This window comes from Burkholderia puraquae, assembly GCF_002099195.1.
Classification (GTDB): domain Bacteria; phylum Pseudomonadota; class Gammaproteobacteria; order Burkholderiales; family Burkholderiaceae; genus Burkholderia; species Burkholderia puraquae.
In genome coordinates this window covers 1-26962 of record NZ_NBYX01000010.1, presented here as the reverse complement: position 1 = coordinate 26962, position 26962 = coordinate 1, and the positions used below count along the sequence as shown (strand labels likewise).

Annotated in this window: 21 protein-coding genes, 1 tRNA gene and 2 pseudogenes; 16 read left to right on the top strand and 8 right to left on the bottom strand. The window is 65.5% G+C overall.

Going from position 1 to position 26962, the window contains the following annotated elements; genetic code table 11:
• Window positions 1-104: 104 nt before the first annotated feature.
• Window positions 105-278: pseudogene (locus B7G54_RS19755) on the top strand (AraC family transcriptional regulator); the annotation flags it as partial.
• Window positions 279-646: 368 nt separating this feature from the next.
• Here B7G54_RS19755 and B7G54_RS19750 read toward each other — a convergent pair.
• The 3 genes from B7G54_RS19750 to B7G54_RS19740 form a co-directional block, all read right to left on the bottom strand.
• Complete coding sequence (locus tag B7G54_RS19750; RefSeq protein ID WP_085040611.1) at window positions 647-1618, bottom strand: aldo/keto reductase; 972 nt, start codon at window positions 1616-1618, stop codon at window positions 647-649.
• A gap of 26 nt (window positions 1619-1644) precedes the next feature.
• Window positions 1645-2448 carry an SDR family NAD(P)-dependent oxidoreductase gene (locus B7G54_RS19745; RefSeq protein WP_085040610.1) on the bottom strand — a complete coding sequence of 268 codons (804 nt, stop codon included), beginning with the start codon at window positions 2446-2448 and terminating at the stop codon, window positions 1645-1647.
• Window positions 2449-2510: 62 nt separating this feature from the next.
• Window positions 2511-2969: a cupin domain-containing protein gene (locus B7G54_RS19740; RefSeq protein WP_244289384.1), complete on the bottom strand. Its 459-nt coding sequence runs from the start codon at window positions 2967-2969 to the stop codon at window positions 2511-2513.
• 164 nt (window positions 2970-3133) lie between these two features.
• Here B7G54_RS19740 and B7G54_RS19735 point away from each other — a divergent pair, with 164 nt between their 5' ends.
• Window positions 3134-4066 carry a LysR family transcriptional regulator gene (locus B7G54_RS19735; protein ID WP_085040608.1) on the top strand — a complete coding sequence of 311 codons (933 nt, stop codon included), beginning with the start codon at window positions 3134-3136 and terminating at the stop codon, window positions 4064-4066.
• 307 nt (window positions 4067-4373) lie between these two features.
• On the opposite strand, the gene B7G54_RS19725 is transcribed toward B7G54_RS19735, so the two are convergent.
• On the bottom strand, window positions 4374-4673 hold the full coding sequence (locus tag B7G54_RS19725) for a hypothetical protein (RefSeq protein ID WP_085040607.1): 300 nt from the start codon (window positions 4671-4673) through the stop codon (window positions 4374-4376).
• Window positions 4674-5066: 393 nt separating this feature from the next.
• Complete coding sequence (locus B7G54_RS19720; protein WP_085040606.1) at window positions 5067-5825, bottom strand: LOG family protein; 759 nt, start codon at window positions 5823-5825, stop codon at window positions 5067-5069.
• Window position 5826: 1 nt separating this feature from the next.
• Here B7G54_RS19720 and polA point away from each other — a divergent pair, with 1 nt between their 5' ends.
• The 3 genes from polA (at window position 5827) to B7G54_RS19705 (ending at window position 11482) form a co-directional block, all read left to right on the top strand.
• The gene (polA, locus tag B7G54_RS19715) at window positions 5827-8580 is read left to right on the top strand and encodes a DNA polymerase I (RefSeq protein WP_085040605.1); all 2754 of its coding nucleotides are present in this window, start codon (window positions 5827-5829) and stop codon (window positions 8578-8580) included.
• 270 nt (window positions 8581-8850) lie between these two features.
• Window positions 8851-10185 carry an NAD(P)/FAD-dependent oxidoreductase gene (locus B7G54_RS19710; RefSeq protein WP_085040604.1) on the top strand — a complete coding sequence of 445 codons (1335 nt, stop codon included), beginning with the start codon at window positions 8851-8853 and terminating at the stop codon, window positions 10183-10185.
• Between the two features lie 421 nt (window positions 10186-10606).
• Complete coding sequence (locus B7G54_RS19705; RefSeq protein ID WP_085040603.1) at window positions 10607-11482, top strand: dienelactone hydrolase family protein; 876 nt, start codon at window positions 10607-10609, stop codon at window positions 11480-11482.
• Between the two features lie 54 nt (window positions 11483-11536).
• On the opposite strand, the gene B7G54_RS19700 is transcribed toward B7G54_RS19705, so the two are convergent.
• Both B7G54_RS19700 and B7G54_RS19695 read right to left on the bottom strand, forming a co-directional pair.
• Window positions 11537-12406, bottom strand: coding sequence for a sulfurtransferase (locus tag B7G54_RS19700; protein ID WP_085040602.1), 870 nt, complete (start codon window positions 12404-12406; stop codon window positions 11537-11539).
• A 117-nt stretch (window positions 12407-12523) separates the two neighbouring features.
• Complete coding sequence (locus tag B7G54_RS19695; RefSeq protein ID WP_085040601.1) at window positions 12524-13630, bottom strand: aromatic ring-hydroxylating oxygenase subunit alpha; 1107 nt, start codon at window positions 13628-13630, stop codon at window positions 12524-12526.
• A 271-nt stretch (window positions 13631-13901) separates the two neighbouring features.
• Here B7G54_RS19695 and B7G54_RS19690 point away from each other — a divergent pair, with 271 nt between their 5' ends.
• The 4 genes from B7G54_RS19690 (at window position 13902) to folE2 (ending at window position 18026) form a co-directional block, all read left to right on the top strand.
• Window positions 13902-14195 (top strand): exodeoxyribonuclease VII small subunit, encoded by a 294-nt coding sequence (locus B7G54_RS19690; protein ID WP_006479428.1) that lies wholly within the window; start codon window positions 13902-13904, stop codon window positions 14193-14195.
• The gene (locus B7G54_RS19685; protein WP_069251092.1) at window positions 14192-15076 is read left to right on the top strand and encodes a polyprenyl synthetase family protein; all 885 of its coding nucleotides are present in this window, start codon (window positions 14192-14194) and stop codon (window positions 15074-15076) included. The genes B7G54_RS19690 and B7G54_RS19685 overlap by 4 nt, the downstream gene beginning before the upstream one ends.
• An 81-nt stretch (window positions 15077-15157) precedes the next feature.
• Complete coding sequence (dxs, locus tag B7G54_RS19680; RefSeq protein ID WP_085040600.1) at window positions 15158-17062, top strand: 1-deoxy-D-xylulose-5-phosphate synthase; 1905 nt, start codon at window positions 15158-15160, stop codon at window positions 17060-17062.
• 154 nt (window positions 17063-17216) lie between these two features.
• Window positions 17217-18026, top strand: coding sequence for a GTP cyclohydrolase FolE2 (folE2, locus tag B7G54_RS19675; protein ID WP_085040599.1), 810 nt, complete (start codon window positions 17217-17219; stop codon window positions 18024-18026).
• An 88-nt stretch (window positions 18027-18114) separates the two neighbouring features.
• Here folE2 and tsaD read toward each other — a convergent pair whose 3' ends face one another.
• Window positions 18115-19155, bottom strand: coding sequence for a tRNA (adenosine(37)-N6)-threonylcarbamoyltransferase complex transferase subunit TsaD (tsaD, locus tag B7G54_RS19670; protein ID WP_011355802.1), 1041 nt, complete (start codon window positions 19153-19155; stop codon window positions 18115-18117).
• 120 nt (window positions 19156-19275) lie between these two features.
• Here tsaD and B7G54_RS19665 point away from each other — a divergent pair, with 120 nt between their 5' ends.
• From B7G54_RS19665 to istA, 7 genes and pseudogenes are all read left to right on the top strand, one after another.
• Window positions 19276-20505, top strand: a complete 1230-nt coding sequence (locus tag B7G54_RS19665; protein WP_425266511.1) for a BaiN/RdsA family NAD(P)/FAD-dependent oxidoreductase — start codon at window positions 19276-19278, stop codon at window positions 20503-20505.
• 106 nt (window positions 20506-20611) lie between these two features.
• The gene (gene rpsU / locus B7G54_RS19660) at window positions 20612-20824 is read left to right on the top strand and encodes a 30S ribosomal protein S21 (protein WP_006479415.1); all 213 of its coding nucleotides are present in this window, start codon (window positions 20612-20614) and stop codon (window positions 20822-20824) included.
• Between the two features lie 210 nt (window positions 20825-21034).
• Complete coding sequence (locus B7G54_RS19655) at window positions 21035-21481, top strand: GatB/YqeY domain-containing protein (protein ID WP_021160855.1); 447 nt, start codon at window positions 21035-21037, stop codon at window positions 21479-21481.
• Window positions 21482-21551: 70 nt separating this feature from the next.
• The gene (gene dnaG, locus B7G54_RS19650) at window positions 21552-23429 is read left to right on the top strand and encodes a DNA primase (protein WP_085040597.1); all 1878 of its coding nucleotides are present in this window, start codon (window positions 21552-21554) and stop codon (window positions 23427-23429) included.
• A gap of 88 nt (window positions 23430-23517) precedes the next feature.
• Window positions 23518-25938, top strand: coding sequence for an RNA polymerase sigma factor RpoD (gene rpoD / locus B7G54_RS19645; protein WP_085040596.1), 2421 nt, complete (start codon window positions 23518-23520; stop codon window positions 25936-25938).
• A 129-nt stretch (window positions 25939-26067) separates the two neighbouring features.
• Window positions 26068-26143, top strand: a tRNA-Ile gene (locus tag B7G54_RS19640).
• A 257-nt stretch (window positions 26144-26400) separates the two neighbouring features.
• Window positions 26401-26962: pseudogene (istA, locus tag B7G54_RS39765) on the top strand (IS21 family transposase); the annotation flags it as partial.

The following is a 26962-nucleotide window of genomic DNA, read 5'->3' as shown; positions in this document are numbered from 1 at the left end:
GATTCCAGGGTCGGTTTGCCTCAAGGGCTGTTGTCGGCAAAGACAGCTTGCTAAATCACGGCGTTCATATGGGTGAACATCACAGTCCCACTTTTCTCGTCTGACTGGCGTATTTCGAGGACCTACGCGTGGAGCACGCCCAAGCGCTGCTCCATGGCGGCATGGACCTGGAAGCCGCGGCCGCTCAGGTCGGCTACATCGACGGGGCGACGTTGGGCGCGCTCCTGCGCCAGAGGACGGGGCGCGGTGTGCGCGACCTTCGCGCCGATCTGCGCTGACGGTTTGTCAAAAGATCAGCGCGTCCAGTCGGCCGACGATGTGCGAAGCCTGCCCGGGAGGAAGAGGCCAGGGAACACTGCGCCGAGCAAGCCCGGCAAGCCGCGACGACGAATACTTCTTCCTCGAGATCCGCGCCGCGTTCCCCGGTAATCCGCGATGAACCCGATTTAGAGGGAGTGTGGCGTTCCAGTAAGCGCGACAGCCGGCGGGCCGTGCCGGGTGCCGCCGGGGCGTGCGTCACCCGGTTTGCAGTGCGGGTCGGCGTGACCGTGCACGCGATTTCGAGGGCTGGTCGCGTGCGGTCGTGCAGCGGCGATGGTCGACGCGGCTTCGACATCCTGGTTCGATCGGATTGCCGGCGATGCGGTCACCATTGCACCGGTTCGACCGTTCGGTCGAATGCGGCTTCGAGCAACGCGGTCTCACGATCGTCGAGTGTCAGGTCGAGTGCCGCGAGCGCGTCGGTCAGGTGATGCGGCTTCGACAACCCGACGATCGGCGCGGTGATGCCTGGCCGGCGCAGCACCCATGCCAGGGCGATCCGCGCGGGCGGCAGCCCGCGCGCCTGCGCCACCTGCCGGACGGCATCGACGGTCGCCGCGACCGCGTCGCGCCCGTCGTACCAGGACACCATTTGCCGATCGGTTGCGGCCCGCGTCGTCGCCGCATCGCGCGAGCCGGCCAGCAGCCCGCGGCCGAGCGGGGACCACGGCGTGCAGGCAACCCCTTCTTCCATGCAAAGCGGCAGCAGGTCGCGCTCGTCGTTGCGGCAGATCAGGCTGTACTGGCTCTGCATCGAGACGAATCGGGCGAGTCCGTGATGCCTCTGAAACGCGAGCATCTTCATGAATTGCCACGCATGCATCGACGACGCACCGAGATAGCGAGCTTTGCCGCTCCTCACGATGGTGTCGAGCGCATCGAGCGTTTCCTCGATCGGCGTATCCGGATCGAACCGGTGGATCACGTAGAGATCGACGTAATCGGTGCCGAGGCGCTGCAGCGACGCATCGATGCTGGTGAGCAGATGCTTGCGCGACAGCCCGCGCGCATTCGGCCCGTCGCCGGTCGGAAAGAACGCCTTGGTTGCGATCACCACGTCGTCGCGCGTCGCGAAATCGCGCAGCGCGCGCCCGAGAATGCGCTCGCTCTCGCCGCCCGAGTAGATGTCGGCCGTGTCGAAGAACGTTACCCCCGCATCGAGTGCCGAGCGGATGAAAGGGCGGGCCGCCTCCTCGGTCGCGACCCAGGGGCGCCATGACGGGTCGCCGTAGGTCATGCAGCCCAGGCACAGCTTCGACACCTTCAGCCCGGACCTTCCCAGTCTCACGTATTCCATCGGTTCGTTCTCCTGCGCGGCGCCGCTCAGCGCATGCCGCCGATCGTGTAGCCGCCGTCGACCAGGAGCGATTCGCCCGTCACGAAGCGCGCTTCGTCGCTGCAGAGCCAGACGGCCGCGTCGGCCACGTCTTCGGGCGTGCCGATCCGCCGTGCGGGCGTGAATGCGGCGAACGGGCGGAACATCTCGTCGTCGCCGAAACGGCGCGCCATCGGCGTGTCGATGATGCCGGGGTTCACGTTGTTGATCCGGATGCCGTGCGGGCCGCCTTCGAGCGCGACCGCGCGCACCAGCGCATCGAGCGCGCCCTTGCTGGCCGAATAGGTCGACGAGCCGGCAAGCGCGCCTTTCGCGAGCCACGACGACGTATTGACGATCGCACCGCCGCCGTGCGCGAGCATCGCCTCCATTTCGTACTTGATCGACAGCCACGTACCCTTGAGATTGGTGGCGATCACCTTGTCGAAGTCGGCCTCGGTCTGTTCCACGATCGGCGCGAACGTGCCTTCCGTACCCGCATTGTTGAATGCCGCATGCAATGCGCCGTAGCGTCCGATCGTTGCGTCGACGAGCGCGCGCACGCCATCGGCGGAGGCGACGTCGATGACTATCGCGAAGGCTTCGCCGCCGCGCTCGGCAATCGCGCGCACGGTTTCGTCGAGCGGCGCCGCGCGCCGTCCTGCGACGGCGACGCGGGCGCCTTCGCGTGCGAATGCGAGCGCGGCCGCCCGGCCGATACCGGTGCCGCCGCCGGTGACGAGCGCGACGCGTCCGTCGAGCCGGGGGTGCGTCGTGGCGGGAGAGGTTAGCGGGCTTCGTGAATCGGACATGACGCGTGGCTCCATGTAAAGGGAAACGCGCCGGCCGACGAGCCGGCGCGTGGTCGAGGTGCTCAGTCCTGGCGGTCGGGCACCGTCAGGGGTGCGCCAGGCGTTCCGGCGTAGAACACGATCAGTTCGGCGCGCTCGTCGCCGGTTTCGCCGCGATGGGCGCCGTCGACCATTTCCGGCACCACGTCGCCGGGGCCAAGCGCCTGCCGCTTGCCGTCGCTGCGGCGCACGGCCGTCAGGTGGCCCGACAGCACGTAGCCGATGTTGATCGACGGATGCGTATGCCACGGCAATACCGCGTGCGGCGGAATCGTGTAGCGTACGACCGTGATCTCCGGTTGTCCTGACGGGTAGGCGCGATACCGAGAGCCGTCCCACGCATGCGTGGTTTGCAGCAGCACCGTCTCGGTCACGCCGCTGCCCGCATCCGTTTCCTGTGCGGTCACTCGCGTCGAACCAGCGACGATCAATGCGGCCGCGACGACGGTTCGCGAAACGGCTGAAAATGAAAGTGTGTTCATGGCGGCGGGCCGTTTGGCGCCGGGTATCGAAGACAGCGCCATTGTGCGAAGCAGGGTGCCGCGCGAATAGCACCCGACCGGTTGAAGCCGATTCAACCGGTCGGACAGGCGTTGCGATGCCATGGACGATTGCCCGGGCGTGCCGGGCCTGACGGGAGCTGCGAATGGATCGGTTGAAGGCGCTGACGGTATTCGTCCGCATTGCGGCCGCGGGCGGCATCAGCGCGGGCGCCCGCGAGCTGGGCATGACGCCGCAAGCGGCCAGCAAGCAGGTCGCTGCGCTGGAAGCGCTGTTGAACGTGCGGCTGCTCCAGCGCTCGACGCGCGGGATCGTGCTGACGCTCGAGGGCGAACGTCTGCTTGCGCAGTGCCGCGGCGCTGTCGGGGAGCTGGAGAGCGCGCTGCGCTTGCTCGACGACGATCAGGCGCACGCGAGCGGCACGATCCGTGTTGCGGCGCCGTATTCGCTGGCCCGGCGCTTTCTCGCGCCGCTGCTCGGCGAATTCTGCGACCGGCAGCCGGGCGTCACGGCCGAGCTGATCGTCAGCGACGACATGGCCGACATCGTCGAACAGCGGATCGACATTGCCGTGCGGACCGGCAATCTGCCCGACAGCGGGCTCGTCGCACGGCGCATCGCCGATCTGCAATTGGTTGTCTGCGCGGCGCCTGCGTATCTGCGTCGCCACGGCGAGCCACGGACGATCGACGCACTGCGCGATCATCGTTGCACCGCGTTCCTGTACCCGCGCACGGGCAAGCCGTTTCCGTGGGAATTCCTGGTCGACGGCCGTATCGATACACGACAGATCGCCCCGTTCATCGCGACCAACGACATCGACGCGGAACTCGACACGGTGCTGAGCGGTGCCGCGATCGGCCAGTTCTTCGGCTATTCGGTCCACGCGCACATTCGCGAGGGGCGTCTCGTGCCGTTGCTCACCGGGCACGTGACCTGCCGCTATGGCCTGCACCTGTGCATGCCGCAGCGCATGCACCTGCCGCGGCGGAGCCGTTTGCTGATGGATTTCCTCGCGGCCCGGCTTGGCGCGCATCCGGATCTTGCACCGCTTTCGTTTGCGGACGCGTCGGCATGACACGCGCCGGGTCGCGGACGAGCCTCAAGACGCGGGTTCGGCGCTGCGAACGTGCGACAGGTTTTGATGTGTCTCGCGCATCGCGGCGAGCGGCTTCGAGCATCGCGATCGCATCCGTGCGCCGCTTGATCGCCAGCCGCTGTTCCCCGGGCGCCCGCGGCGTCGCGCCGCCGAAATATTCCATGATGCCCGGCAGGCGGCGCACGACGCCGCGACTACCCCGGCAGCCGTCGTCGATTTCCGTTCAAGGTAGCGTGCGCGGAAGCTCGATGCTTTCGACCCATGCGTCGAGCGACCGCGGTGTCGTTCAGCACTCGCCTTTCTTCGCGTGTCCCGGCGGGCAGTGATAGCCGCGGCGGTCGTCACGGCCGCGATAGCGCTGGTGATCCTCCCACTCCCGGCGTTCCCAGTAGCGACGGCCGTCCCAGTAGCGGTCGCCATGCCAGCCGACGATGATCGCGGGCGCCGGGGCGACCACGACGGGTGCGGGCGCAACGATGACCGGTGCAGGCGTGCCGATGTTGACGTCGACGTTGACGGCGTGGGCGAAGCCGGACAGCGTAAGGCCGAGGCCGGCGAAGGCGAGGGCGATCAGCGAGCGTTGCATGTTCTTTTCCGTGAGGTCGTTATGAATGGGCCGGCGCGACACGATGGAAGCGCGGGGGATCGTTCCACCGGGGGGAACGCCGCGCCGACACAATGCAGTGTGCGGGTGCGCGACGAAAAAGGCGAGGCGTGATTGTTACGGTGGATTGACGGCCGGCAGGCGCGTGGGAGCGGGTATCGGGCCGCACCATTTGACAATGGCGGGCTGCGGGCAGGGCGGGCTGCGCTGCGTCGCACGGCGCCGGCCGCGCGAATTTGACATTCGGCGGCGCGCGGCTGCGGAGCGGGACTAACAGCGCGTTACAAAGTGACGCGCGGCAGGCGGCGGGATCGCCATGCCTGCCGCGCGGGAAGCCGTACGCCGGCCGTCGGGCCGGCGGCTGCCACGGATGGATTACAGATAGAACATCCGGTCTTCTTCGGGGCGCGGCGGATGGCCGTCTTCGTCCGAACCCTCTTCCTCGCCGCTGTCCTCGTAGAATGCGAGCACTGCGTCGAGCACCTGGTCGGGATCGTCGATCACCTGCATCAGGTCCATGTCTTCCGGATTGATGAGGCGCATCGGGATCAGCTGGTCGCGGAACCACTGCAGCAACCCCTGCCAGAACTCGCTGCCGACGAGGATGATCGGCACGAGGCGCGACTTCTTCGTCTGGATCAGCGTGAGCACCTCCGACAGCTCGTCGAGCGTGCCGAAGCCGCCCGGCATCACGATCACCGCATCCGAGTTCTTCACGAACGTGACCTTGCGCGTGAAGAAGTGGCGAAAGCGCAGCGAGATGTCCTGGTAGTGGTTGCCGGCCTGCTCGTGCGGCAGCTCGATGTTCAGGCCGACCGACGGCGCCTTGCCGGCGTGCGCACCTTTGTTGGCCGCTTCCATGATGCCGGGGCCGCCGCCGGAGATCACGGCGAAGCCGGCGTCGGACAGCTTGCGCGCGATCTGCACGGCGAGCTTGTAGTGCGGCGTGTCGGGTTTGAGGCGGGCAGAACCGTAGATGCTGACGGCCGGGCGGATCTCCGACAGGTACTCGGTCGCCTCGATAAACTCTGCCATAATCGTGAACATCTGCCACGATGCGCGCGCCTTCTTGGCCGTCGCGCGTTCTTGATCTGCGAGCGAACGCAGACTCGGAATCACTTTTCTCTTGTTCATAATGCCTGAAGAACGAAATCTGGAAGGTAAGACCCTGCTATTGGTTGACGGTTCGAGCTATCTGTATCGGGCTTACCATGCGATGCCTGATTTGCGTGGCCCTGGCGGGGAGCCGACCGGAGCGCTCTACGGAATCATCAACATGCTGCGCCGTATGCGCAAGGAAGTCAGTGCAGAGTATAGCGCTTGCGTGTTCGATGCAAAGGGCAAGACGTTCCGTGACGACCTTTATGCCGACTATAAGGCAAACCGTCCGTCGATGCCGCCTGATCTTGCATTGCAGGTCGAACCGATCCACGGCGCCGTGCGTGCGCTCGGCTGGCCGCTGCTGATGGTCGAAGGCGTCGAGGCCGACGACGTGATCGGCACGCTCGCGCGCGAAGCCGAGCGGCACGGGATGAACGTGATCGTGTCGACGGGCGACAAGGATCTCGCGCAGCTCGTCACCGACCACGTCACGCTCGTCAACACGATGACCAACGAGACGCTCGACCGCGACGGCGTGATCGCGAAGTTCGGCGTGCCGCCCGAGCGCATCATCGACTACCTCGCGCTGATTGGCGACACCGTCGACAACGTGCCGGGCGTCGAGAAGTGCGGGCCGAAGACGGCCGTGAAATGGCTGGCGCAGTACGACAGCCTCGACGGCGTGATCGAGCATGCGGCCGAGATCAAGGGCGTGGTCGGCGACAACCTGCGCCGCGCACTCGATTTCCTGCCGCTCGGCCGCACGCTCGTGACCGTCGAGACGGCCTGCGATCTCGCGCCGCATCTCGAATCGATCGAAGCGTCGTTGAAGACCGACGGCGAAGCACGCGACCTGATGCGCGACATCTTCGCGCGCTACGGCTTCAAGACCTGGCTGCGCGAAGTCGACAGCGCACCGGCGGAAGGCGGCGGTGCCGATGCGGCGGAAGGCGAGCCGGCGCCGGTGGTGGCGGCCGACATCGTCCGCGAATACGACACGATCCAGACCTGGGAGCAATTCGACGCGTGGTTCGCAAAGATCAACGCGGCCGCGCTGACCGCGCTCGACACCGAGACGACGTCGCTCGACCCGATGCAGGCGCGGCTCGTCGGCCTGTCGTTCTCGGTCGAGCCGGGCAAGGCTGCATACCTGCCGGTTGCACACCGCGGCCCCGACATGCCCGAACAGCTTCCGCTCGACGAAGTGCTCGCGCGGCTGAAGCCGTGGCTCGAATCGGCCGATCGCAAGAAGGTCGGCCAGCACCTGAAGTACGATGCGCAGGTGCTCGCGAACTACGACATCGCGCTGAACGGCATCGAGCACGACACGCTGCTCGAATCGTACGTGGTCGAATCGCACCGCACGCACGACATGGACAGCCTGGCGCTGCGTCATCTGGGTGTCAAGACGATCAAGTATGAAGACGTGGCCGGCAAGGGCGCGAAGCAGATCGGTTTCGACGAAGTGGCGCTCGCGCAGGCCGCGGAGTACGCGGCTGAAGATGCGGACGTCACGCTGCAACTGCACCACGTGCTGTATCCGCAGGTTGCACGCGAACCGGGCCTCGAGCGCGTGTATCGCGAGATCGAGATGCCCGTGTCGCTCGTGCTGCGCAAGATGGAGCGCACGGGCGTGCTGATCGACAACGCACGCCTGCAGGCGCAGAGCACCGAAATCGCGACGCGCCTGATCGAGCTCGAAGCGCAGGCGTACGAGCTGGCGGGCGGCGAATTCAATCTCGGCTCGCCGAAGCAGATCGGGCAGATCTTCTTCGACAAGCTGCAGTTGCCGGTCGTGAAAAAGACGCCGAGCGGCGCACCGTCGACCGACGAAGAAGTGCTGCAGAAACTGGCCGAGGATTACCCTCTGCCGAAGCTGCTGCTCGAGCACCGCGGGCTGTCGAAGCTGAAGTCGACGTATACCGACAAGCTGCCGCGCATGGTGAACCCGGCCACGGGCCGCGTGCACACGAATTACGCGCAAGCCGTCGCGGTCACGGGCCGCCTTGCGTCGAACGATCCGAATCTTCAGAACATTCCGGTGCGCACGGCCGAAGGCCGGCGGATCCGCGAGGCGTTCATCGCGTCGCCGGGCCACCGGATCGTGTCGGCCGATTATTCGCAGATCGAACTGCGGATCATGGCGCACATCTCGGGCGACGCATCCCTGCTGCGTGCGTTCTCGCAGGGCGAGGACATCCACCGCGCGACGGCCGCCGAGGTGTTCGGCGTGACGCCGCTCGAGGTCAATTCCGACCAGCGGCGGATCGCGAAGGTGATCAACTTCGGGCTCATCTACGGGATGAGCGCGTTCGGGCTCGCGTCGAACCTCGGCATCACGCGCGATGCGGCGAAGCTCTATATCGACCGTTATTTCGCCCGCTACCCGGGCGTCGCGCAGTACATGGAAGACACGCGCGCGATCGCGAAGGAGAAGGGCTACGTCGAAACCGTTTTCGGTCGCCGCCTGTGGCTGCCCGAGATCAACGGCGGCAACGGCCCGCGCCGCCAGGCGGCCGAGCGCGCGGCAATCAATGCGCCGATGCAGGGCACGGCGGCCGACCTGATCAAGCTGTCGATGATCGCGGTGGACGACTGGCTCACGCGCGACAAGCTTGCATCGCGGATGATCATGCAGGTGCACGATGAACTGGTGCTCGAGGTACCCGACGGCGAGCTGTCGCTGGTGCGCGAGAAACTGCCGGAAATGATGTGCGGCGTGGCGAAGCTGAAGGTGCCGCTGGTTGCCGAAGTGGGTGCCGGCGCGAACTGGGAAGAGGCACACTGACGCACCGCCGCGCGGCTCCCGATTCCTGCGGCATATTGTTGCAGGGATGCTGAATATCGAGATGGTTTGCTTGTGGTCAACGCGCAAGCTCCCGGACAATGCATGTCATTGACACGGGGGCAGCGCGCCCCGCGTTCCGGGGGCGGAAACTTCGAAGTGCTTCGAACTGCACATCGATGATGTCCGAACCGGTTAATCCACCGGGCGGCGCGAATGCATCGCGTTCGCACTGTCCGGCGGCAGCAGTTTCGAATCGCAAAGGGGGAACAGATGCATCGGATCATCATCGTAGGCGGAGGCGCGGGCGGCCTGGAACTGGCGACGCGGCTCGGCGACCGTTACGGCGCGCGCGGCAATCGTCCCGCGCGTGCACTTGTCACGCTCGTCGACCGCAATCCGACCCACATCTGGAAACCGCTGTTGCACGAGGTCGCGGCCGGCAGCATGGACCCGTTCACGCAGGAGCTCGAATACGCGGCGCAGGCGCGCTGGCACGGCTTCGAATTCCAGCAGGGCGGGCTGACCGGGCTCGACCGCGCGGCGAAGCGCGTGACGCTGTCACCCATCAACGACAGCGACGGCGAGGAACTGCTGCCGGCCCGCGAGCTGGAATATGACACGCTCGTGATCGCGATCGGCAGTACGACTCACTTCTTCGGCGTGCAGGGCGCATCGGAAAATGCGATCGCGCTCGATACCGTTGGCGAAGCCGAGCGCTTCCGCAAGCGGCTGATCGCCGCGTGCATGCGCGCCGAGCACCAGGCGCCGGCGCCGACCGCGCCGGGCGAGGCGGCCGAACCGCGCATCCAGGTCGTGATCGTCGGCGGCGGCGCGACGGGCGTCGAGCTGTCCGCCGAGCTGCGCAACACCGCGCAGGTGTTGTCGGCCTACGGGCTGCACAAGCTCGACCCGCGGCACGACGTCGGCATCGTGCTGATCGAATCGGGGCCGCGGATCCTCCCGGCGTTGCCGGAGCGCGTGTCGTCGGCGACGGCCGAACTGCTCGAAAAGATCGGCGTGCGGCTGATGCTCGCCGAGCGCGTGACCGAGGTGGCGCCCGGGGCCGTCCATACGGCGAGCGGCAAGACGGTGCGTGCCGACCTGACGGTCTGGGCCGCCGGCATCAAGGCGCCGTCCGTGCTCGCCGATCTCGATGGCCTCCAGGTCAACAAGCTCGGCCAGCTCGACGTGCGCCGCACGCTGCAGACCTTTACCGACGACAACGTGTTCGCGCTCGGCGATTGTGCGGCATGCGCATGGCCCGGCAACGAACGCAACGTGCCGCCGCGCGCGCAGGCTGCACACCAGCAGGCGAACTTCCTGCTGAAGGCAATCGGCTGCCGGCTCGACGGGCTCCCGCTGCCCGAATTCACGTATCGCGACCTGGGCTCGCTCGTGTCGCTCGGCCATTTCAGCGCAGTCGGCAACCTGATGGGCGGGCTGATCGGCGGCAACATGCTGATCGAAGGGCTGTTCGCACGCTTCATGTACATGTCGCTGTACCGGATGCACATCGCAGCGCTGCACGGCTATCCGCGCATGATGCTCGATACGGTCGCGCACTGGCTGCGGCGCACGACGCTGCCGCGCGTCAAGCTGCACTGAGCGCGCGTTCGCACGGCAAGCGGGCGGGGAGTGCGCACGTCGTGCGTAGTCTCCGCCCGTTTTTTTGCAGGCAGCCGGGCTGCCGTGCCTGCGCATGACGGGCAATATCGACCGCGTGTTTTTCGTTTCGCTTCGCAGGCTTCCGATCGCGCAACGGCGCTCGGCATGCGGCGTGTTGCATCGCGATTCGACGGGCCGCCTGTGGTTTTTTGTGCGTCGATCGACGTGTCGAATCAACAGGTCGTAATCGAGTCTTACATATCCGACAGTTGACGCGACAACGGATTATTGGGCATCTTGTCCGGGTTTCCGTTTGCGGCGGGGTGCCAACCGCCGCGACATCCGCGCCGCGCGCCGGCGCGATGCCCAGTCATGCCGTGTCCGTGATCGTGACGGCGGCGCCCAATCGAGGAGTGCATTCATGTTGAAACCCGAAGTCGACAGCCTGGTTCCCCACGTTCCGTTCTCCCGCCGCAAGTTCATGCAGGCCGCGCTGGGCGGTGCCTTCGCGGCAGCCGTGCTGCCCGTGTCGGCGCAGACGGTCACGACCGACAGCGAAGGGCTGGACGTCGATACCGTCGAGATCCGCTCAGGCGACGCGAGCGTGCCCGCGTATCGCGCGCAGCCGAAGGACAAGACGAACCTGCCGGTCGTCATCGTGATCCACGAGATCTTCGGCGTGCACGCGCACATCGCCGATGTCTGCCGCCGCTTCGCGAAGCTCGGTTATCTCGCGATCGCGCCCGACCTGTTCGCGCGGCAGGGCAATGCGGCGAAGTATCCGACGATCAAGGATCTGTACGAGCACATCATCAGCAAGGTGCCGGACCGGCAGGTTAGCGAGGATCTCGATGCGACCGTCGCGTGGGCCGGCAAGAACGGCGGCGACCTGTCGCGTCTCGGCGTGGTCGGGTTCTGCTGGGGTGGCCGCCAGAGCTGGCTGTATGCGGAGCACAACCCGCACGTGCGTGCGGCCGTTGCATGGTACGGGTTCGTCGAAGGCAAGACCGACGAGATGACGCCGTTCAACCCGGTCGATCATGCATCGTTGCTGAAGGTGCCCGTGCTCGGGCTCTATGGCGAGAAGGATACGAACATCACGCAGGCGTCGCTCGCGGACATGCGCAAGGCGATCCAGGCGAGCGATTCGAAGCTCGCGCGCGAATCGGAGATCGTCGTGTATCCGGATGCCGGTCACGCATTCTTTGCCGATTACCGGCCGAGCTACGTGAAGGCCGATGCGGAGGAGAGCTGGAAGCGCGCTATCGCGTGGCTCCGCAAGTATGGCGTGATGTAAACGGCAAGCGGCGGCATATGCCGCCGCTTCGTTGCGACTGCGCCGCGCCGGCGCTTACGGTGTCGGGCCGGTTGCGATCGGTCGTGACGGATCGGCGCTCCATTCGCTCCAGGAGCCCGGATACAGCGACGCGCCGTGCAGGCCCGCAACCTCCAGTGCAAGCGCGTTGTGGCATGCGGTGACACCGGAGCCGCATTGCAGGATCACGCGGTTCGGTTCGGTGCCCGCCAGCACGGTGGAAAACGCCTCGCGCAGCTCATGGCCGGTCTTGAAGCGGCCGTCGGCGGTCAGGTTGTCCTTGAAGAAGCGGTTGCGCGCGCCGGGGATGTGGCCGCCCACACGATCGATCGTTTCGTTTTCACCGCGGTAGCGATCGGGTGCGCGCGCATCGATCACGACACGCGTGGGCGCGTTCACGTTGGCGAGCACGGCTGCCGCGTCGACCGTCGATTCGAGCGGCGCAGCCGCGCGGAAATCGCCGGCGGCCGGGTGCGGTACGTCGGTTGCCAGCGGCTGGCCGGCGGCTTCCCAGGCCTGCAGGCCACCGTCGAGCACTGCGACGGAATCGTGGCCGAGCCAGCGCAGCAGCCACCACAGGCGCGCCGCATAGGCGCCGCCTTGGGCGTCGTACGCGACGACCTGCTGGCCCTGCTTGAGGCCGCGGCTCGCGAGCAACGTGGCGAGCGCATCGCGGGTCGGTAGCGGATGGCGGCCGTTGGTGCCCGTCTTGCGGCCCGACAGGTCGCGATCGAGATGGAGGTACTGGGCGCCGGGGATATGGCCGGCCGCATACGCGGCTTCGCCGGCAGCGGGATCGACGAGATCGAAGCGGCAGTCGAACAGCGCGACGCTGCCGGGCGCCGCCGCCAGGCGCTCGGCGAGATTGGCGGCGGAGATGAGCGTGGTGTAGTGAGTGTGTGGCATGACGGCTCCCTGGAGTGCGAATGGCCTGACATTCCAAGTCTAAACAAAAAAAGACGGGCCGAAGCCCGTCTTTTCGTCTGCCGGATGCCGTGCGGCGTCAAAGCGCCGCACCGATCGTCAGATGTCGCCGAGGTGGCGGCGCAGGAACTCGTGGAAGTGCTGCATGCCGTCTTCCATCGGGCTCTGGTACGGGCCGACCTGCGACTCGCCGCGTGCCATCAGCGCACGGCGGCCTGCGTCCATCCGCATCGCGATCTCGTCGTCCTCGACGGCCGTTTCCATATAGGCGGCGCGTTCTGCCTCGACGAATTCGCGTTCGAACAACGCGATTTCCTCGGGGTAATAGAACTCGACGATGTTGGTCGTTTTCTGCGGGCCGCGCGGGATCAGCCACGACACGACGAGCACGTGCGGATACCACTCGATCATCAGGCCCGGGTAGTAGACCATCCAGATCGCGCCGAACTCCGGCGGCACGCCGTTGCGGAACTTCAGCACCTGCTCGTGCCATTTCTGGTAGGTCGCGCTGCCCGGTTTCGCGAGCGCGTTGTGCACGCCGACCGTCTGCACGCTGTACCAGTCGCCGAACTCCCATTTGAGGTCATCGCACGACACGAAGCTGCCGAGGCCCGGGTGGAACGGGACGACGTGGTAATCCTCGAGGTAGACCTCGATGAACGTCTTCCAGTTGTAATCGCACTCGTGCACTTCGACGTGATCGAAGTGGTACTCGGAGAAGTCGAAGTGATGCTTCGTGCCGAGGTTGGCGAGGTCACGCGCGACGTTCCGGCCTTCGGCCTCGAACAGCAGCCCCTGCCAGTTCTGCAGCGGGCTCTTGCCGAGGTTCAGGCACGGCTTGTCGGGGAAGTGCGGCGCGCCGAGCAATTCGCCTTCCAGATCGTACGTCCAGCGGTGCAGCGGGCACACGATGTTCTGCGTATGGCCGCGCCCATTGAGCATGATGGCCTGCCGGTGGCGGCAGACGTTCGACAGCAGTTCGATCTGGTTCGCCGGGTTGCGAACCAGTACACGGCCTTCGTTCTCGGACGGCAGCGCAAAATAATCCCCCGCCTCGGGCACCATCAACTCGTGCCCGATGTAACGAGGTCCTTTCTTGAAGAGGGTTTCGATCTCGCGCTCGAGTAGCGCCTCATCGAAGTATGCAGTGACTGGAAGCTGGCTGTGGGCCGACTTCAACTGAAGCGCATCGCTCAGATTGGACATTCCCACTCCCGGTGTTAGCGTGAAAGCAGTGAACAACCCAACCATCGAAAAATCGATTTAGGGAAACGCGGAATTATACCCGGTTCGCCTCGCAAGGCTAGGATTAAGTGCCTGATTTGTGTCAATTTTTTGTCGGGTGCCAATCGAAAGGCGCACAATGTGCATCGAAGGTGGGGCCGGAATATGTAGCCGGGTGCCCAAGACGGCAGGTCGGAAAATTCTCTTTTGCCGTAGAATGTCCGACTTGTTTTGAAATTTGACACCCTCGTCCATGGCGAAAACCGCATCCCCAGGCGCCACGCCGCCCGGTAATGGCACCGAACCGTTGCCGGACAATTACGAGATGGCGCTCGCGGAACTCGAGACGCTGGTTGCCCGGATGGAAGGCGGCGCGTTGAGCCTCGAGGATTCACTGGCGGCGTATCGCCGCGGTGCGACCCTCGTTGCGTTTTGCCAACAGCAGCTTGAGAAAGTGGAGCAGCAGGTCCGCGTGCTTGACGGCGCGACGCTGAAGCCGCTTTCGTCCGGAACGGCCGCCACGGACGGCGAAGACGACGATCTATGACATTCGAACAATGGATGCGGTCTGTGCTTGACCGTGTCGAGGACGCACTCGGCCACTATTTGCCCGCTGAAACCGCGGTGCCGGAGAAACTCCACGAGGCGATGCGCTATGCGGTCCTCGGCGGCGGCAAACGCGTTCGCCCGCTGCTGTGCCATGCAGCAGGCGAACTGACCGGCGCGACGGAAGCGGCGCGCAATGCGGCGGCGGCGGCACTGGAGATGATCCACGTCTACTCGCTCGTGCACGACGACATGCCGTGCATGGACGACGACGCGTTGCGTCGCGGCAAGCCGACCGTGCACGTGCAGTATGACGAGCCGACGGCGCTGCTCGTCGGCGACGCGCTGCAGTCGCAGGCGTTCGTTGCGCTGACCGACGCCGCTGCGCTGTCGCCGGTGCAGCAGGCTGCACTCGTGCGCGAACTGGCGCTGGCGAGCGGCTCGATCGGCATGGCCGGCGGGCAGGCGATCGACCTGGCGAGCGTCGGCCTCAAGCTGACGCGTGAGCAGCTCGAGACGATGCACCGGATGAAGACGGGCGCACTGCTGCGCGCGGCCGTGCGGATGGGCGCACTGGCCGGCGAGACGCCGTCCGCGGAAACGATGGCTGCGCTCGATGTATACGCGGGGGCCGTGGGTCTGGCCTTCCAGGTCGTCGACGACATTCTCGACGTCACGACCGATTCGGCGACGCTCGGCAAGACGGCCGGCAAGGACGCGGCGAACGACAAGCCGACCTATGTGTCGATCCTCGGCCTCGAGGCGTCGCGCGAGCTCGCAGCACAACTGCGCGCCGAAGCGCACGACGCGCTGAAACCGTTCGGCGCACGCGCACAGCGTCTCGCCGAACTTGCCGACCTGGTAGTGAACCGGGTCAGCTGACGCGAAAGCCCGCCGCCGCGTACATGCTACGGTGCGTGCAACAGAATGCGGGCGCGTTTGATTTCCTACAATGGAACGACGATGTACGACTTGCTGAAAACCATCGACGACCCGGCGGATTTGCGCCGCCTCGATCGTCGCCAACTTCAACCGCTCGCGGATGAACTGCGCGCGTTCGTGCTCGACAGCGTGTCGAAAACGGGCGGCCATTTGTCGTCCAACCTCGGGACGGTCGAGCTGACGATCGCGTTGCACTACGTGTTCAACACGCCGAACGATCGCATCGTCTGGGACGTGGGCCACCAGACCTACCCGCACAAGATCCTGACGGGCCGCCGCGACCAGATGCATTCGCTGCGCCAGCAGGACGGCATCTCGGGCTTCCCGCGCCGCAGCGAATCCGAATACGACACGTTCGGCACCGCGCACTCGAGCACGTCGATCTCGGCCGCGCTCGGCATGGCGATCGGCAGCCAGTTGAACGGCGACGACCGCTTCTCGATCGCGGTGATCGGCGACGGTGCGATGACGGCTGGCATGGCGTTCGAGGCGATGAACAACGCGGGCGTGTCGGAAGATGCGAAAGTGCTCGTGATCCTGAACGACAACGACATGTCGATCTCGCCGCCGGTCGGCGCGCTGAATCGCCATCTCGCCCGCCTGATGTCCGGCCGCTTCTATGCGGCCGCGCGCGCGGGCGTCGAGCGCGTGCTGAGCGTTGCGCCGCCGGTGCTCGAACTTGCGCGCAAGCTCGAGGAGCACGCGAAGGGCATGGTCGTGCCGGCTACGCTGTTCGAAGAATTCGGTTTCAACTACATCGGCCCGATCGACGGTCACGATCTCGATTCGCTGATTCCGACGCTGCAGAACATCCGCGAACTGCGCGGCCCGCAATTCCTGCACGTGGTGACGAAGAAAGGCCAGGGCTACAAGCTCGCCGAAGCGGATCCCGTGCTCTATCACGGCCCCGGCAAGTTCAACCCGGCCGAAGGCATCAAGCCGTCGCCCACGCCCGCGAAGAAGACGTACACGCAGGTGTTCGGTGAATGGCTGTGCGATGAAGCCGAGCGCGATTCGCGCGTCGTCGGCATCACGCCCGCGATGCGCGAAGGCTCGGGCATGGTCGAGTTCGAGAAGCGCTTCAAGGATCGCTACTACGACGTCGGTATCGCCGAGCAGCACGCGGTGACGTTCGCGGGCGGCCTCGCGACCGAAGGGCTGAAGCCCGTCGTCGCGATCTACTCGACGTTCCTGCAGCGTGCGTACGACCAGCTGATCCACGACGTCGCGCTGCAGAACCTGCCGGTCGTGTTCGCGATCGACCGCGCGGGCCTCGTTGGCGCCGACGGTGCGACGCATGCGGGCGCGTACGATCTCGCATTCATGCGCTGCATTCCGAACATGACGATCATGGCTGCGTCCGACGAGAACGAATGCCGCCAGATGCTGCACACGGCGCTGCAGCAGCCGAACCCGACCGCGGTGCGCTATCCGCGCGGTGCGGGCACGGGCGTGGCGACGGTGAAGGAATTCACCGAGATCCCGCTCGGCAAGGGTGAGGTGCGTCGCCGCACGTCGCAGCCGGAAGGCAAGCGTGTCGCGATCCTCGCGTTCGGCACGATGGTCGCTCCGTCGCTCGCCGCAGCCGAGGAGCTCGATGCAACCGTCGCGAACATGCGCTTCGTGAAGCCGGTCGATGCGGCGCTCGTGCGCGAACTCGCCGAGACGCACGACTACCTCGTCACGGTCGAGGAAGGCTGCGTGATGGGCGGCGCGGGCTCGGCCTGCGTGGAAGCCCTGATGGAGAGTGGGGTTATCCGACCCGTACTACAATTGGGCCTCCCTGACCTGTTCATCGATCACGGCGACCCCGCGAAGCTGCTGTCGCAATGCGGCCTCGACGGCGCGGGTATCGCGAAATCGATTCGCGAACGCTTTCTGAATCCGGCGGCCGACGTCGCCGGTCAGGCGAAGCGCGTCGCATAAGCCGGTACCGCCCGCGGGCGGTGCCGGTGCGACTGACGCAACCGGTCTTCATTGATGCGGAAAACATGGGCCTGCGGGCCCATGTTGCTTTTCCGGCTGCCGCGTGACGCGGCGTGCGCGTCGTCGAACGCGCGGCTTACAAGGATTGAACAAGATGAACCAGATGAATCCCGCCTTCGTGATGCCCGACGTGCAGAGCACGGTGGATACCCGCCAGATTCCGATTCAGCGCGTGGGCGTGAAGGCGGTCCGGCATCCGTTGACGGTGTGTACCGAAAGCGGCGACGTGCAGCCGACCGTCGGTGTCTGGAACCTCGATGTCCGCCTGCCGGCCGACCAGAAGGGCACGCACATGTCGCGTTTCGTCGCGCTGCTCGAAGAGAACCGTGCGCCGCTGACGGTCGAGCGTTTTCGCGCGATGCTTGCGTCGATGCTCGCGAAGCTGGAAGCCGAGGCCGGCCGCATCGAGGTCACGTTCCCGTACTTCGTGAACAAGACTGCGCCGGTGTCGGGCGTGCAGAGCCTGCTCGACTATGAAGTGACGCTCGCGGGCGAAAGCCGCAACGGCAATACGCGCCTGTTCCTGAAGGTGCTCGTGCCCGTGACGAGCCTGTGCCCGTGCTCGAAGAAGATCTCGCAGTACGGCGCGCACAACCAGCGCTCGCACGTGACGATCGAAGCAGAACTTGCGGCCGACCTGCCGGTCGAGGCGCTGATCCGCATCGCGGAGGAAGAGGCGTCGTGCGAGCTGTGGGGCCTGTTGAAGCGTCCGGATGAGAAGTTCGTCACCGAGCGTGCATACGAGAACCCGAAGTTCGTCGAGGATCTCGTGCGCGACGTCGCGCAGCGCCTCGATGCGGACGAGCGCGTGGTCGCGTACGTGCTCGAAGCCGAGAACTTCGAGTCGATCCACAATCACAGCGCGTATGCGCTGATCGAACGCGACAAGCGGCAGGCTGCATAACGCCGCGGCGTTTTGTCGCGCCAATGAGAAAGGCCGCTCAAACCGAGCGGCCTTTTGTTTTCTTGCGTGCGGCGCCGCGTTGCGTGATTCAGCGTGCGAGCGACGCGAGATCCCAGCGCGGCTTCACCGTGAATGCGTAGTCGGCATTCGCCTGCTCGGGCCAGCGGCCGAGCCGCAATGCACCCGCGAGCGCGATCATCGCGCCGTTGTCGGTGCAGAGCGCGAGATCGGGGTAATGCACGTCGAAGCCGCGCTTGGCCGCGGCAGCCGACAGCGCGGCGCGCAACTGGCGGTTCGCGCCGACACCGCCCGCGACCACGAGGCGCTTGAGCTTCGTCTTCTTCAGGGCGGCGAGCGACTTTGCGACGAGCACGTCGACTGCCGCGTCGACGAAGCCGCGCGCGAGGTCGGCCTTCGCGCGTTCGAGCGCTTCACCTTCGAGCTTCGCCGCTTCGAACTTCTTCATCTGCGTGAGTACGGCCGTCTTCAAGCCGCTGAAGCTGAAGTCGAGGTCGCCCGAATGCAGCATCGGGCGCGGCAGCACGACCGCGCCCGGTGTGCCGGTTTCAGCGAGCTTCGACACTTCCGGGCCGCCCGGGTAGCCGAGGCCGATCAGCTTGGCCGTCTTGTCGAACGCCTCGCCGGCCGCATCGTCGAGCGTTTCGCCGAGCGTCTCGTACACGCCGACGTCGGTCACGCGCATCAGTTGCGTGTGTCCGCCGGACACCAGCAGCGCGACGAACGGGAACGGCGGCGGCTGGTCGACGAGCAGCGGCGACAGCAGGTGGCCTTCGAGATGATGGATGCCGACGGTCGGCTTGTTCCACGCGAGCGCGAGCGCGTTCGCGATGCTCGCGCCGACCAGCAGCGCGCCGGCGAGGCCGGGGCCTTGCGTGAACGCGATTGCGTCGATGTCGTCGCGGCGCGTGCCGCTTTGCGCCATCACTTCCTCGAGCAGCGGCAGCGCGCGGCGGATGTGGTCGCGCGACGCGAGCTCGGGCACGACGCCGCCGTATTCGCGGTGCATGGCGATCTGCGAGTGGAGCGCGTGCGCGAGCAGGCCGCGCTGCGTGTCGTAGAGCGCGAGCCCGGTTTCGTCACAGGAGCTTTCGATGCCGAGAACGAGCATGGTGAGGGCGGGGCGCACCGTATCGGGCGCGCCACCGGAAGGTCAACGTAACCTGAAAGTATAGCAGGCGAGGGCCTGACGCCGCTGGCCGCGGCCCGGGCCCGATGCCGGGCAGGTACAATCCGCGCCATGGAAACTTATGACATCGCCGTGATCGGCGCGGGCGCCGCCGGAATGATGAGCGCCGCGGTCGCCGGGCAGCTCGGCCGCCGCGTCGTGCTGATCGATCACGCGCCGCGGCTCGCCGAGAAGATCCGCATCTCGGGCGGCGGCCGCTGCAACTTCACGAACCTGTACGCCGGCCCCGACAACTACCTGTCGTCGAATCCGCATTTCGCGCGCTCGGCGCTGGCGCGCTATACGCCGCGCGACTTCCTCGGGCTGCTCAAGCGCCATCATGTGACCTGGCACGAAAAGCACAAGGGTCAGCTCTTTTGCGACCACGGCAGCGACGCGATCATCGACGTGTTGAAGCACGAGTGCGATGCGGGCGGCATCGCGTGGCGCCGGCCCGTCGTCGTCGACGCGGTGCGCCATGCGCCGGCCGACGGCTTCGTGCTGGACACGCAGCAGGCCGGGACGATCGGTGCGCGCGCACTGATCATCGCAACCGGCGGCCTGTCGATCCCGAAGATCGGCGCGACCGACTTCGGCTACCGGCTCGCCAAGCAGTTCGGTCACAAACTCATCGACACGCGGCCCGCGCTCGTGCCGTTGACGTTCGCGCAGCACGACTGGGAGCCATTCGCGGCATTGTCCGGCGTATCGCTCGAAGTGCGCGTATCGACCGGCGACAAGAAGCGCGGCGGCGAATTCGTCGAGGACCTGCTGCTGACCCATCGCGGCCTGTCCGGGCCCGGGATCCTGCAGATCTCGAGTTACTGGCAGCCTGGCGACCCGATCCACGTCGATCTGCTACCGCAGCGTGACACGGTGGCCGACCTGCTCGACGCGAAGCGCACGTCGAAGCGCCAGATCGGTTCGCTGCTCGCGGACTGGGTGCCGTCGCGCCTCGCGCATGCGTGGCTCGACACACATCGCGTCGCGGCCGACGCGCGGCTCGCGGACCTGCCTGACAAGACGCTGCGCCAGATCGGCGACGCGCTGTCCGGCTGGACGCTGACGCCGAACGGCACCGAGGGCTACAAGAAGGCCGAAGTGACGAAGGGCGGGGTCGATACGCGCGACCTGTCGTCGGCGACGATGATGAGCGCGCGCGTGCCGGGGCTGTTCTTCGTCGGCGAGGCGGTGGACGTGACGGGCTGGCTCGGCGGCTACAACTTCCAGTGGGCGTGGGCGTCCGGCACGGCGGCCGGGCAGGCGGCGGCGGAGTATTCGCGCAGTGCCTGAGGGGCCGGCCCGACGCCGTTTTGGCGGGACCAGGCCCCGTGCCTTTAGGCAATCGCTCTGCTATACTCGGTAGTCTTTCCCTGCAAACCTTTATTCGTGTCGGATCATGACGATCATTCGCGTTAAAGAGAACGAGCCGTTCGAAGTTGCAATGCGTCGCTTCAAGCGCACGATCGAGAAGAACGGTCTGCTGACCGAACTTCGCGCGCGCGAGTTTTACGAGAAGCCGACCGCAGAGCGCAAGCGCAAGAAGGCTGCTGCAGTGAAGCGTCATTACAAGCGTATCCGCAGCCAGACACTGCCGAAGAAGCTGTACTGAATGATTGGGCGCCGCGCGGTTCGCTGAGCGGCGCACCGGCGACTCCATGCGATCGGGTGATCGCGGAAGATCGAGCATGATCGCGCGACCGATCAGGCGAGCCGCCGATGCCGGATTCGAGCAACCCGCTTGAGACACTGTCCCAAGCGGGTTTTTGTGTTGACGCCCATTTGGCGGGCGTCGGATTCACGTTTCCATCCCGGGTGAAAGATGAGTTTGAAAGAGCAGATCAGCGAAGACATGAAGGCCGCGATGCGCGCGAAGGAAAGCGAGCGCCTGGCAACGATTCGCTTGCTGATGGCCGCGATCAAGCAGCGCGAAGTCGACGATCAGATCACCCTCGACGACGCGGGCATCACGGCCGTGATCGACAAGATGATCAAGCAGCGCAAGGATTCGATCAGCCAGTTCCAGGCCGCCGGCCGTGACGATCTCGTCGCGAAGGAGCAGGCCGAACTGGTCGTGCTGAGCGGCTACATGCCCGAGCAGCTGTCGGAGGCCGAGGTGGCCGCCGAAGTCCAGGCCGCGGTTGCGCAGACGGGGGCAGCCGGCCCGCAGGACATGGGCAAGGTGATGGGCGTCCTGAAGGGCAAGCTCGCCGGCCGTGCCGATATGACGGCCATTTCCGCGCTGGTCAAGGCCGCGCTTTCGAAGTAACACTCGTATCTCCGGTGCGCGCAGTGCGTGCGCCGGGGTGTCGTATTGTCTTTTTTCGCTCGATCCCACGGTGATTCCGCATTCGTTCCTGCAGGATTTGCTGAACCGCGTCGATATCGTCGACGTGGTGGGCCGGTACGTGCAGCTCAAGAAGGGCGGCGCCAACTTCATGGGGCTGTGTCCGTTCCATAACGAGAAAAGCCCGTCGTTTACCGTCAGCCCGACCAAGCAGTTCTATCACTGCTTCGGTTGCGGCGCGCACGGCACGGCGATCGGCTTTCTGATGGAACACGCGGGGCTCACGTTCCCGGAAGCCGTGCAGGAACTCGCGCAGTCCGTCGGCCTGACCGTGCCGCACGAGCCGTCGATGCGTGTCGGTGGTGGAGGCAGCGGTGGCGGCGGTGACTACCCGGCGCCGGTGTCGAAATCGGTTGCGACCGCGTTGTCCGACGCGATGACCGCCGCGTGCGATTACTACCGCAAGCAGTTGCGCGGCGCGACCGTCGCGATCCAGTATCTGAAGAACCGGGGCCTGACCGGCGAGATCGCTGCACGCTTCGGGCTTGGCTATGCGCCGGACGGCTGGCAGAACCTCGAAGCCGCGTTCCCGGACTATCGCGACGAGTCGCTCGTCGAGTCGGGGCTGGTGATCGTCAGCGAGAAGACCGATGCGCAGGGCGTCGCACGCCGCTACGACCGGTTCCGCGAGCGGATCATGTTCCCGATCCGCAACGTGAAGGGGCAGGTGATCGGCTTCGGTGGCCGCGTGCTCGGCAGCGGCGAGCCGAAGTACCTGAATTCGCCTGAAACCCCGCTGTTCAACAAAGGCAGCGAACTGTACGGCCTGTTCGAGGCGCGGCTCGCGATTCGCGAGCGCAAGTACGTGCTGGTCGTCGAAGGCTACATGGACGTCGTTGCGCTCGCGCAGCTCGGGTTCCCGAACGCGGTCGCGACGCTCGGCACCGCATGCACGCCGATTCACGTGCAGAAGCTGCTGCGCCAGACCGATACGGTCATTTTCAGTTTCGACGGCGATTCGGCCGGGCGGCGGGCGGCCCGGCGCGCGCTCGAGGCATGCCTGCCGCATGCCGGGGACAACCGCACGATCCGGTTCCTTTTTCTGCCGGCCGAGCACGACCCGGACAGCTATGTACGCGAGTTCGGCGAGGATGCGTTCTCCGAGCAGGTCGAGCGCGCGATGCCGCTGTCACAATTTCTGCTGAACGAAGCAATTTCCGGCAAGGCGCTCGATCAGCCGGAGGGCCGCGCGAAGGCGCTGTTCGATGCGAAGCCGTTGTTGCAGGCGCTGCCCGCGAACGCGCTGCGTGCGCAGATCATGCACATGTTTGCCGATCGCCTCGACATCCCGTTCGAGGAAGTCGCGGGGCTGTCCGACGTCGATACGCGGATCGCGGCACCGCCGCGCCAGGCGCCCGCGCGCAGCGAGCGGCGCCGAGTGACGGACAGCGAAAAGCGTGCGCTGCGCACGCTGGTGATGCATCCGCGCATCGCGTCGCAGCTCGACGACGAACAGCTTGCGACCCTGCGCGCGTTGCCGCGCATCGGCGAACTGTTCGCGGAAGTGGTCGATCATGCGCGCGCGCTGGGCGACGGCGCGGAGTTCCGGCTGCTGTCGGATGTCCTTCGGACGTCCTCGAACGGGGCGACTTACGAGGAAATCTTCCGCGAAATTCTGGACTATGATGAAAACGTCCGCGACTTGCTGTTACAGAATCCGGAAGACGAGACGGTGCCCGAGCGGCAGCGTGAACAGGAACGGATCGCGGGGGAGGAGCTGCAGGCGGCGGTGCTCAAGATGCGTTACGACGCCTGCTGCGACCGGCTCGACAGGCTGGCGCGGCAATCCACCTTCACACCCGAGGAATTGGCCGAATTGACGGAATTGAACCAGCAGCGAACCGACATGAAGCGTCGGCTCGGGCTGTAGGCGGCCGGGGAGCTTAGAGAGGGTTCCCCAGCGTGCTATAATATAAGGTTTCCAGCGGTTTGTTTTCTAAGCAGAGGCGAGAATCGCGATGGCAAAGACGACAGGCGGAAAGAAAGCAACAGGCAAGGGCTCGACGGAGCCGACCAAGAAGGTCACAGCGGCCAAGTCTGCTTCTTCCACCAGGACAACGTCTTCAGCCACGTCAGCCCCTGCAGGAAAGAAAACCGCGGCCGGCACTGCTCAGGCTGCGCCGGCGACGGTAGCCAGAACACGGGCTGCCGCCAGACCCGACTCCGGGCCGGCCAAGCCGGCGGCGAAGCGGGCAAGTGCGAAAAGCGCAAGGGACACGACTGCCGCTGCGGACGAAACGGCAGTACGTACTACTCATGCACCCACGGTTCAACCGGCTGTCGTCCAGCAGCCGCGAGTCGATATAGCCGGTACGGCGAACTCCATGACCAAAAAGCTGAACGAAGTATCCGTCGAAGACGACGCAAATCAGAGCGACGAGCAGCCCGTAGCAGCGGCGGCTGCACCGGGCAAATCCAAGGTGCGCGATCGTCGCGCCAAGGAAAAGGCGCTGCTGAAGGAAGCGTTCGCGACGAGCACGCCGGGTACGGCCGAGGAGCTCGAAGAGCGCCGCGTGAAACTGCGCGCGCTGATCAAGCTCGGCAAGGAGCGCGGCTTCCTCACGTACGCCGAAATCAACGACCACCTGCCGGACAACTTCACCGAGACCGAAGCCCTCGAAGGCATCATCGGCACGTTCAACGACATGGGCGTGGCGGTCTACGAGCAGGCGCCGGACGCGGAAACTCTGCTCCTGAACGACAACGCGCCCGCCGCGTCGTCGGACGATGAAGTCGAAGAGGAAGCGGAAGTCGCGCTGTCCACCGTCGATTCGGAATTCGGCCGCACGACCGATCCGGTCCGGATGTACATGCGCGAGATGGGCACGGTCGAGCTGCTCACGCGTGAAGGCGAAATCGAGATCGCGAAGCGGATCGAGGACGGCCTGCGCCACATGGTGATGGCCATCTCCGCGTGCCCGACGACGATCGCCGACATTCTCGCGATGGCCGAGCGCGTCGCGAACGAAGAGATCCGCGTCGACGAGCTCGTCGACGGCCTGCTCGATCCGAATGCTTCGGACTCCGCCGATACCGACGGCTTCTCCGCGAAGGAAGCGGAAGCCATCGAGAACGAAGACGAGGAAGCCGAGGAGGAAGAGGAAGAAGAGGAAGAGGAGGAAGACGACGGTGCCGCGCAGGCATCGGCCAACGCCGCCCAGCTCGAAGCCCTCAAGCGTGCCTCGCTCGACAAGTTCTCGCAGATCAGCGAGTGGTTCGACAAGATGCGTCGCGCGTTCGAAAAGGAAGGCTACAAGTCGAAGGCCTACCTGAAGGCGCAGGAAACGATCCAGACCGAACTGATGACGATCCGCTTCACCGCGCGTACCGTCGAACGCCTGTGCGACACGCTGCGTGCGCAGGTGGACGAAGTGCGTCAGGTCGAGCGCCAGATCCTGCACATCGTCGTCGACAAGTGCGGCATGCCGCGTTCGGAATTCATCGCACGCTTCCCGGGCAGCGAGACGGATCTCGACTGGTCCGAGAAGATCGCCGCTGAAGGCCATCCGTACAGCGCGGTGCTGTCGCGTAACGTCCCGGCGATCCGCGAACAGCAGCAGCGCCTGCTCGACCTGCAGGCGCGCGTCGTGCTGCCGCTGAAGGACCTGAAGGAAACCAACCGCCAGATGGCGGCCGGCGAGCTGAAGGCACGCCAGGCGAAGCGCGAAATGACCGAGGCGAACCTGCGTCTCGTGATCTCGATCGCGAAGAAGTACACGAACCGTGGCCTGCAGTTCCTCGACCTGATCCAGGAAGGCAACATCGGCCTGATGAAGGCGGTGGACAAGTTCGAATACCGTCGTGGCTACAAGTTCTCGACCTATGCGACGTGGTGGATCCGTCAGGCCATCACGCGTTCGATCGCGGACCAGGCGCGCACGATCCGTATTCCGGTTCACATGATCGAGACGATCAACAAGATGAACCGCATCTCGCGGCAGATCCTGCAGGAAACCGGTCTCGAGCCGGATCCGGCAACGCTCGCCGAGAAGATGGAGATGCCGGAAGACAAGATCCGCAAGATCATGAAGATCGCGAAGGAGCCGATCTCGATGGAAACGCCGATCGGTGACGACGACGATTCCCATCTCGGCGACTTCATCGAGGACAACAACACGGTCGCGCCGGCGGATGCCGCGCTGCATGCGAGCATGCGCGACGTCGTGAAGGACGTGCTCGATTCGCTGACGCCGCGCGAGGCGAAGGTGCTGCGGATGCGCTTCGGTATCGAGATGAGCACCGATCACACGCTCGAGGAAGTCGGCAAGCAGTTCGACGTCACGCGCGAGCGGATCCGTCAGATCGAGGCCAAGGCGCTGCGCAAGCTGCGTCACCCGAGCCGTTCCGACAAGCTGAAGTCGTTCCTCGAAGGGAACTGATTTCCAGCGTCTCTCCTGCGAACGCCGCCGGCATCCGCGTGATGCCGGTGGCGTTTGTCTCCTTTGTTGTTACAATGCCGGCCCGGCTTCTTTGTCGGGGCGGCGTGTAATACGCTTCGCTTCTCATCAGGGCTTGTAGCTCAGCGGTTAGAGCAGTCGACTCATAATCGATTGGTCGCGGGTTCGAACCCCGCCGGGCCCACCAAATTCCCTTCCAAGGCTATCCAAGGAAGTCTCGAAACCCGCGAGGCCGCAAGGCTTCGCGGGTTTTTTAATTCCAGATGTGTCCAAGCGATTCCATGGACAGCCAGGGGCAACTGGGGGCAGTATTGGGGGCAAGCGTACTTTTGTTGATGTCCACGCAGAACTGACCCACTAAGGGGTGCAATTTTCATCGAATTTTGACCCACGTGATTGAATGCCCTGCTCAATCCTTGAGCAGGGGATACAAAGGTGATCACGGTGGGCATATTGGCCAAGATCAGGCGGATGTATTTCCGCGAGAAGGACCCGCTGCGCGAGATTGCGAGGCGTACGGGCCTGTCCCGAAACACGGTGCGCAGCTGGCTGCGGCAGACCGATGCCGTCGAGCCGAAGTATCCGAAGCGCGTCAGTCCAAGCGTCGTCGACGAGTGGGCCGCACAGCTGACGGGCTGGCTGCGGGCTGACAGTCATCGCCCGAAGCGTGACCGGCGCACTGCGCGGTTCATGTTCGAGGCGATCCGCGGCGAGGGCTATGCCGGCAGCACGGCCGCGTCAGCGCGTTTGTTCGGCGCTGGCACGAGGAGCTGGCCGAAGCTCCGCGCAGAAAGGCCTACGTACCACTGGCCTTCGAGCCCGGCGAGGCGTTCCAGTTCGACTGGAGCTGTGAATACGCCTTCATCGGCGGCCTGCGGCGACGCCTGGAGGTCGCCCACGTCAAGCTGAACGTCAGCCGCGCCTTCTGGCTGGTCGCCTATCCCACCCAGAGTCACGAGATGCTGTTCGACGCACACGCCCGCGCATTCGCCGCGTTCGGCGGCGT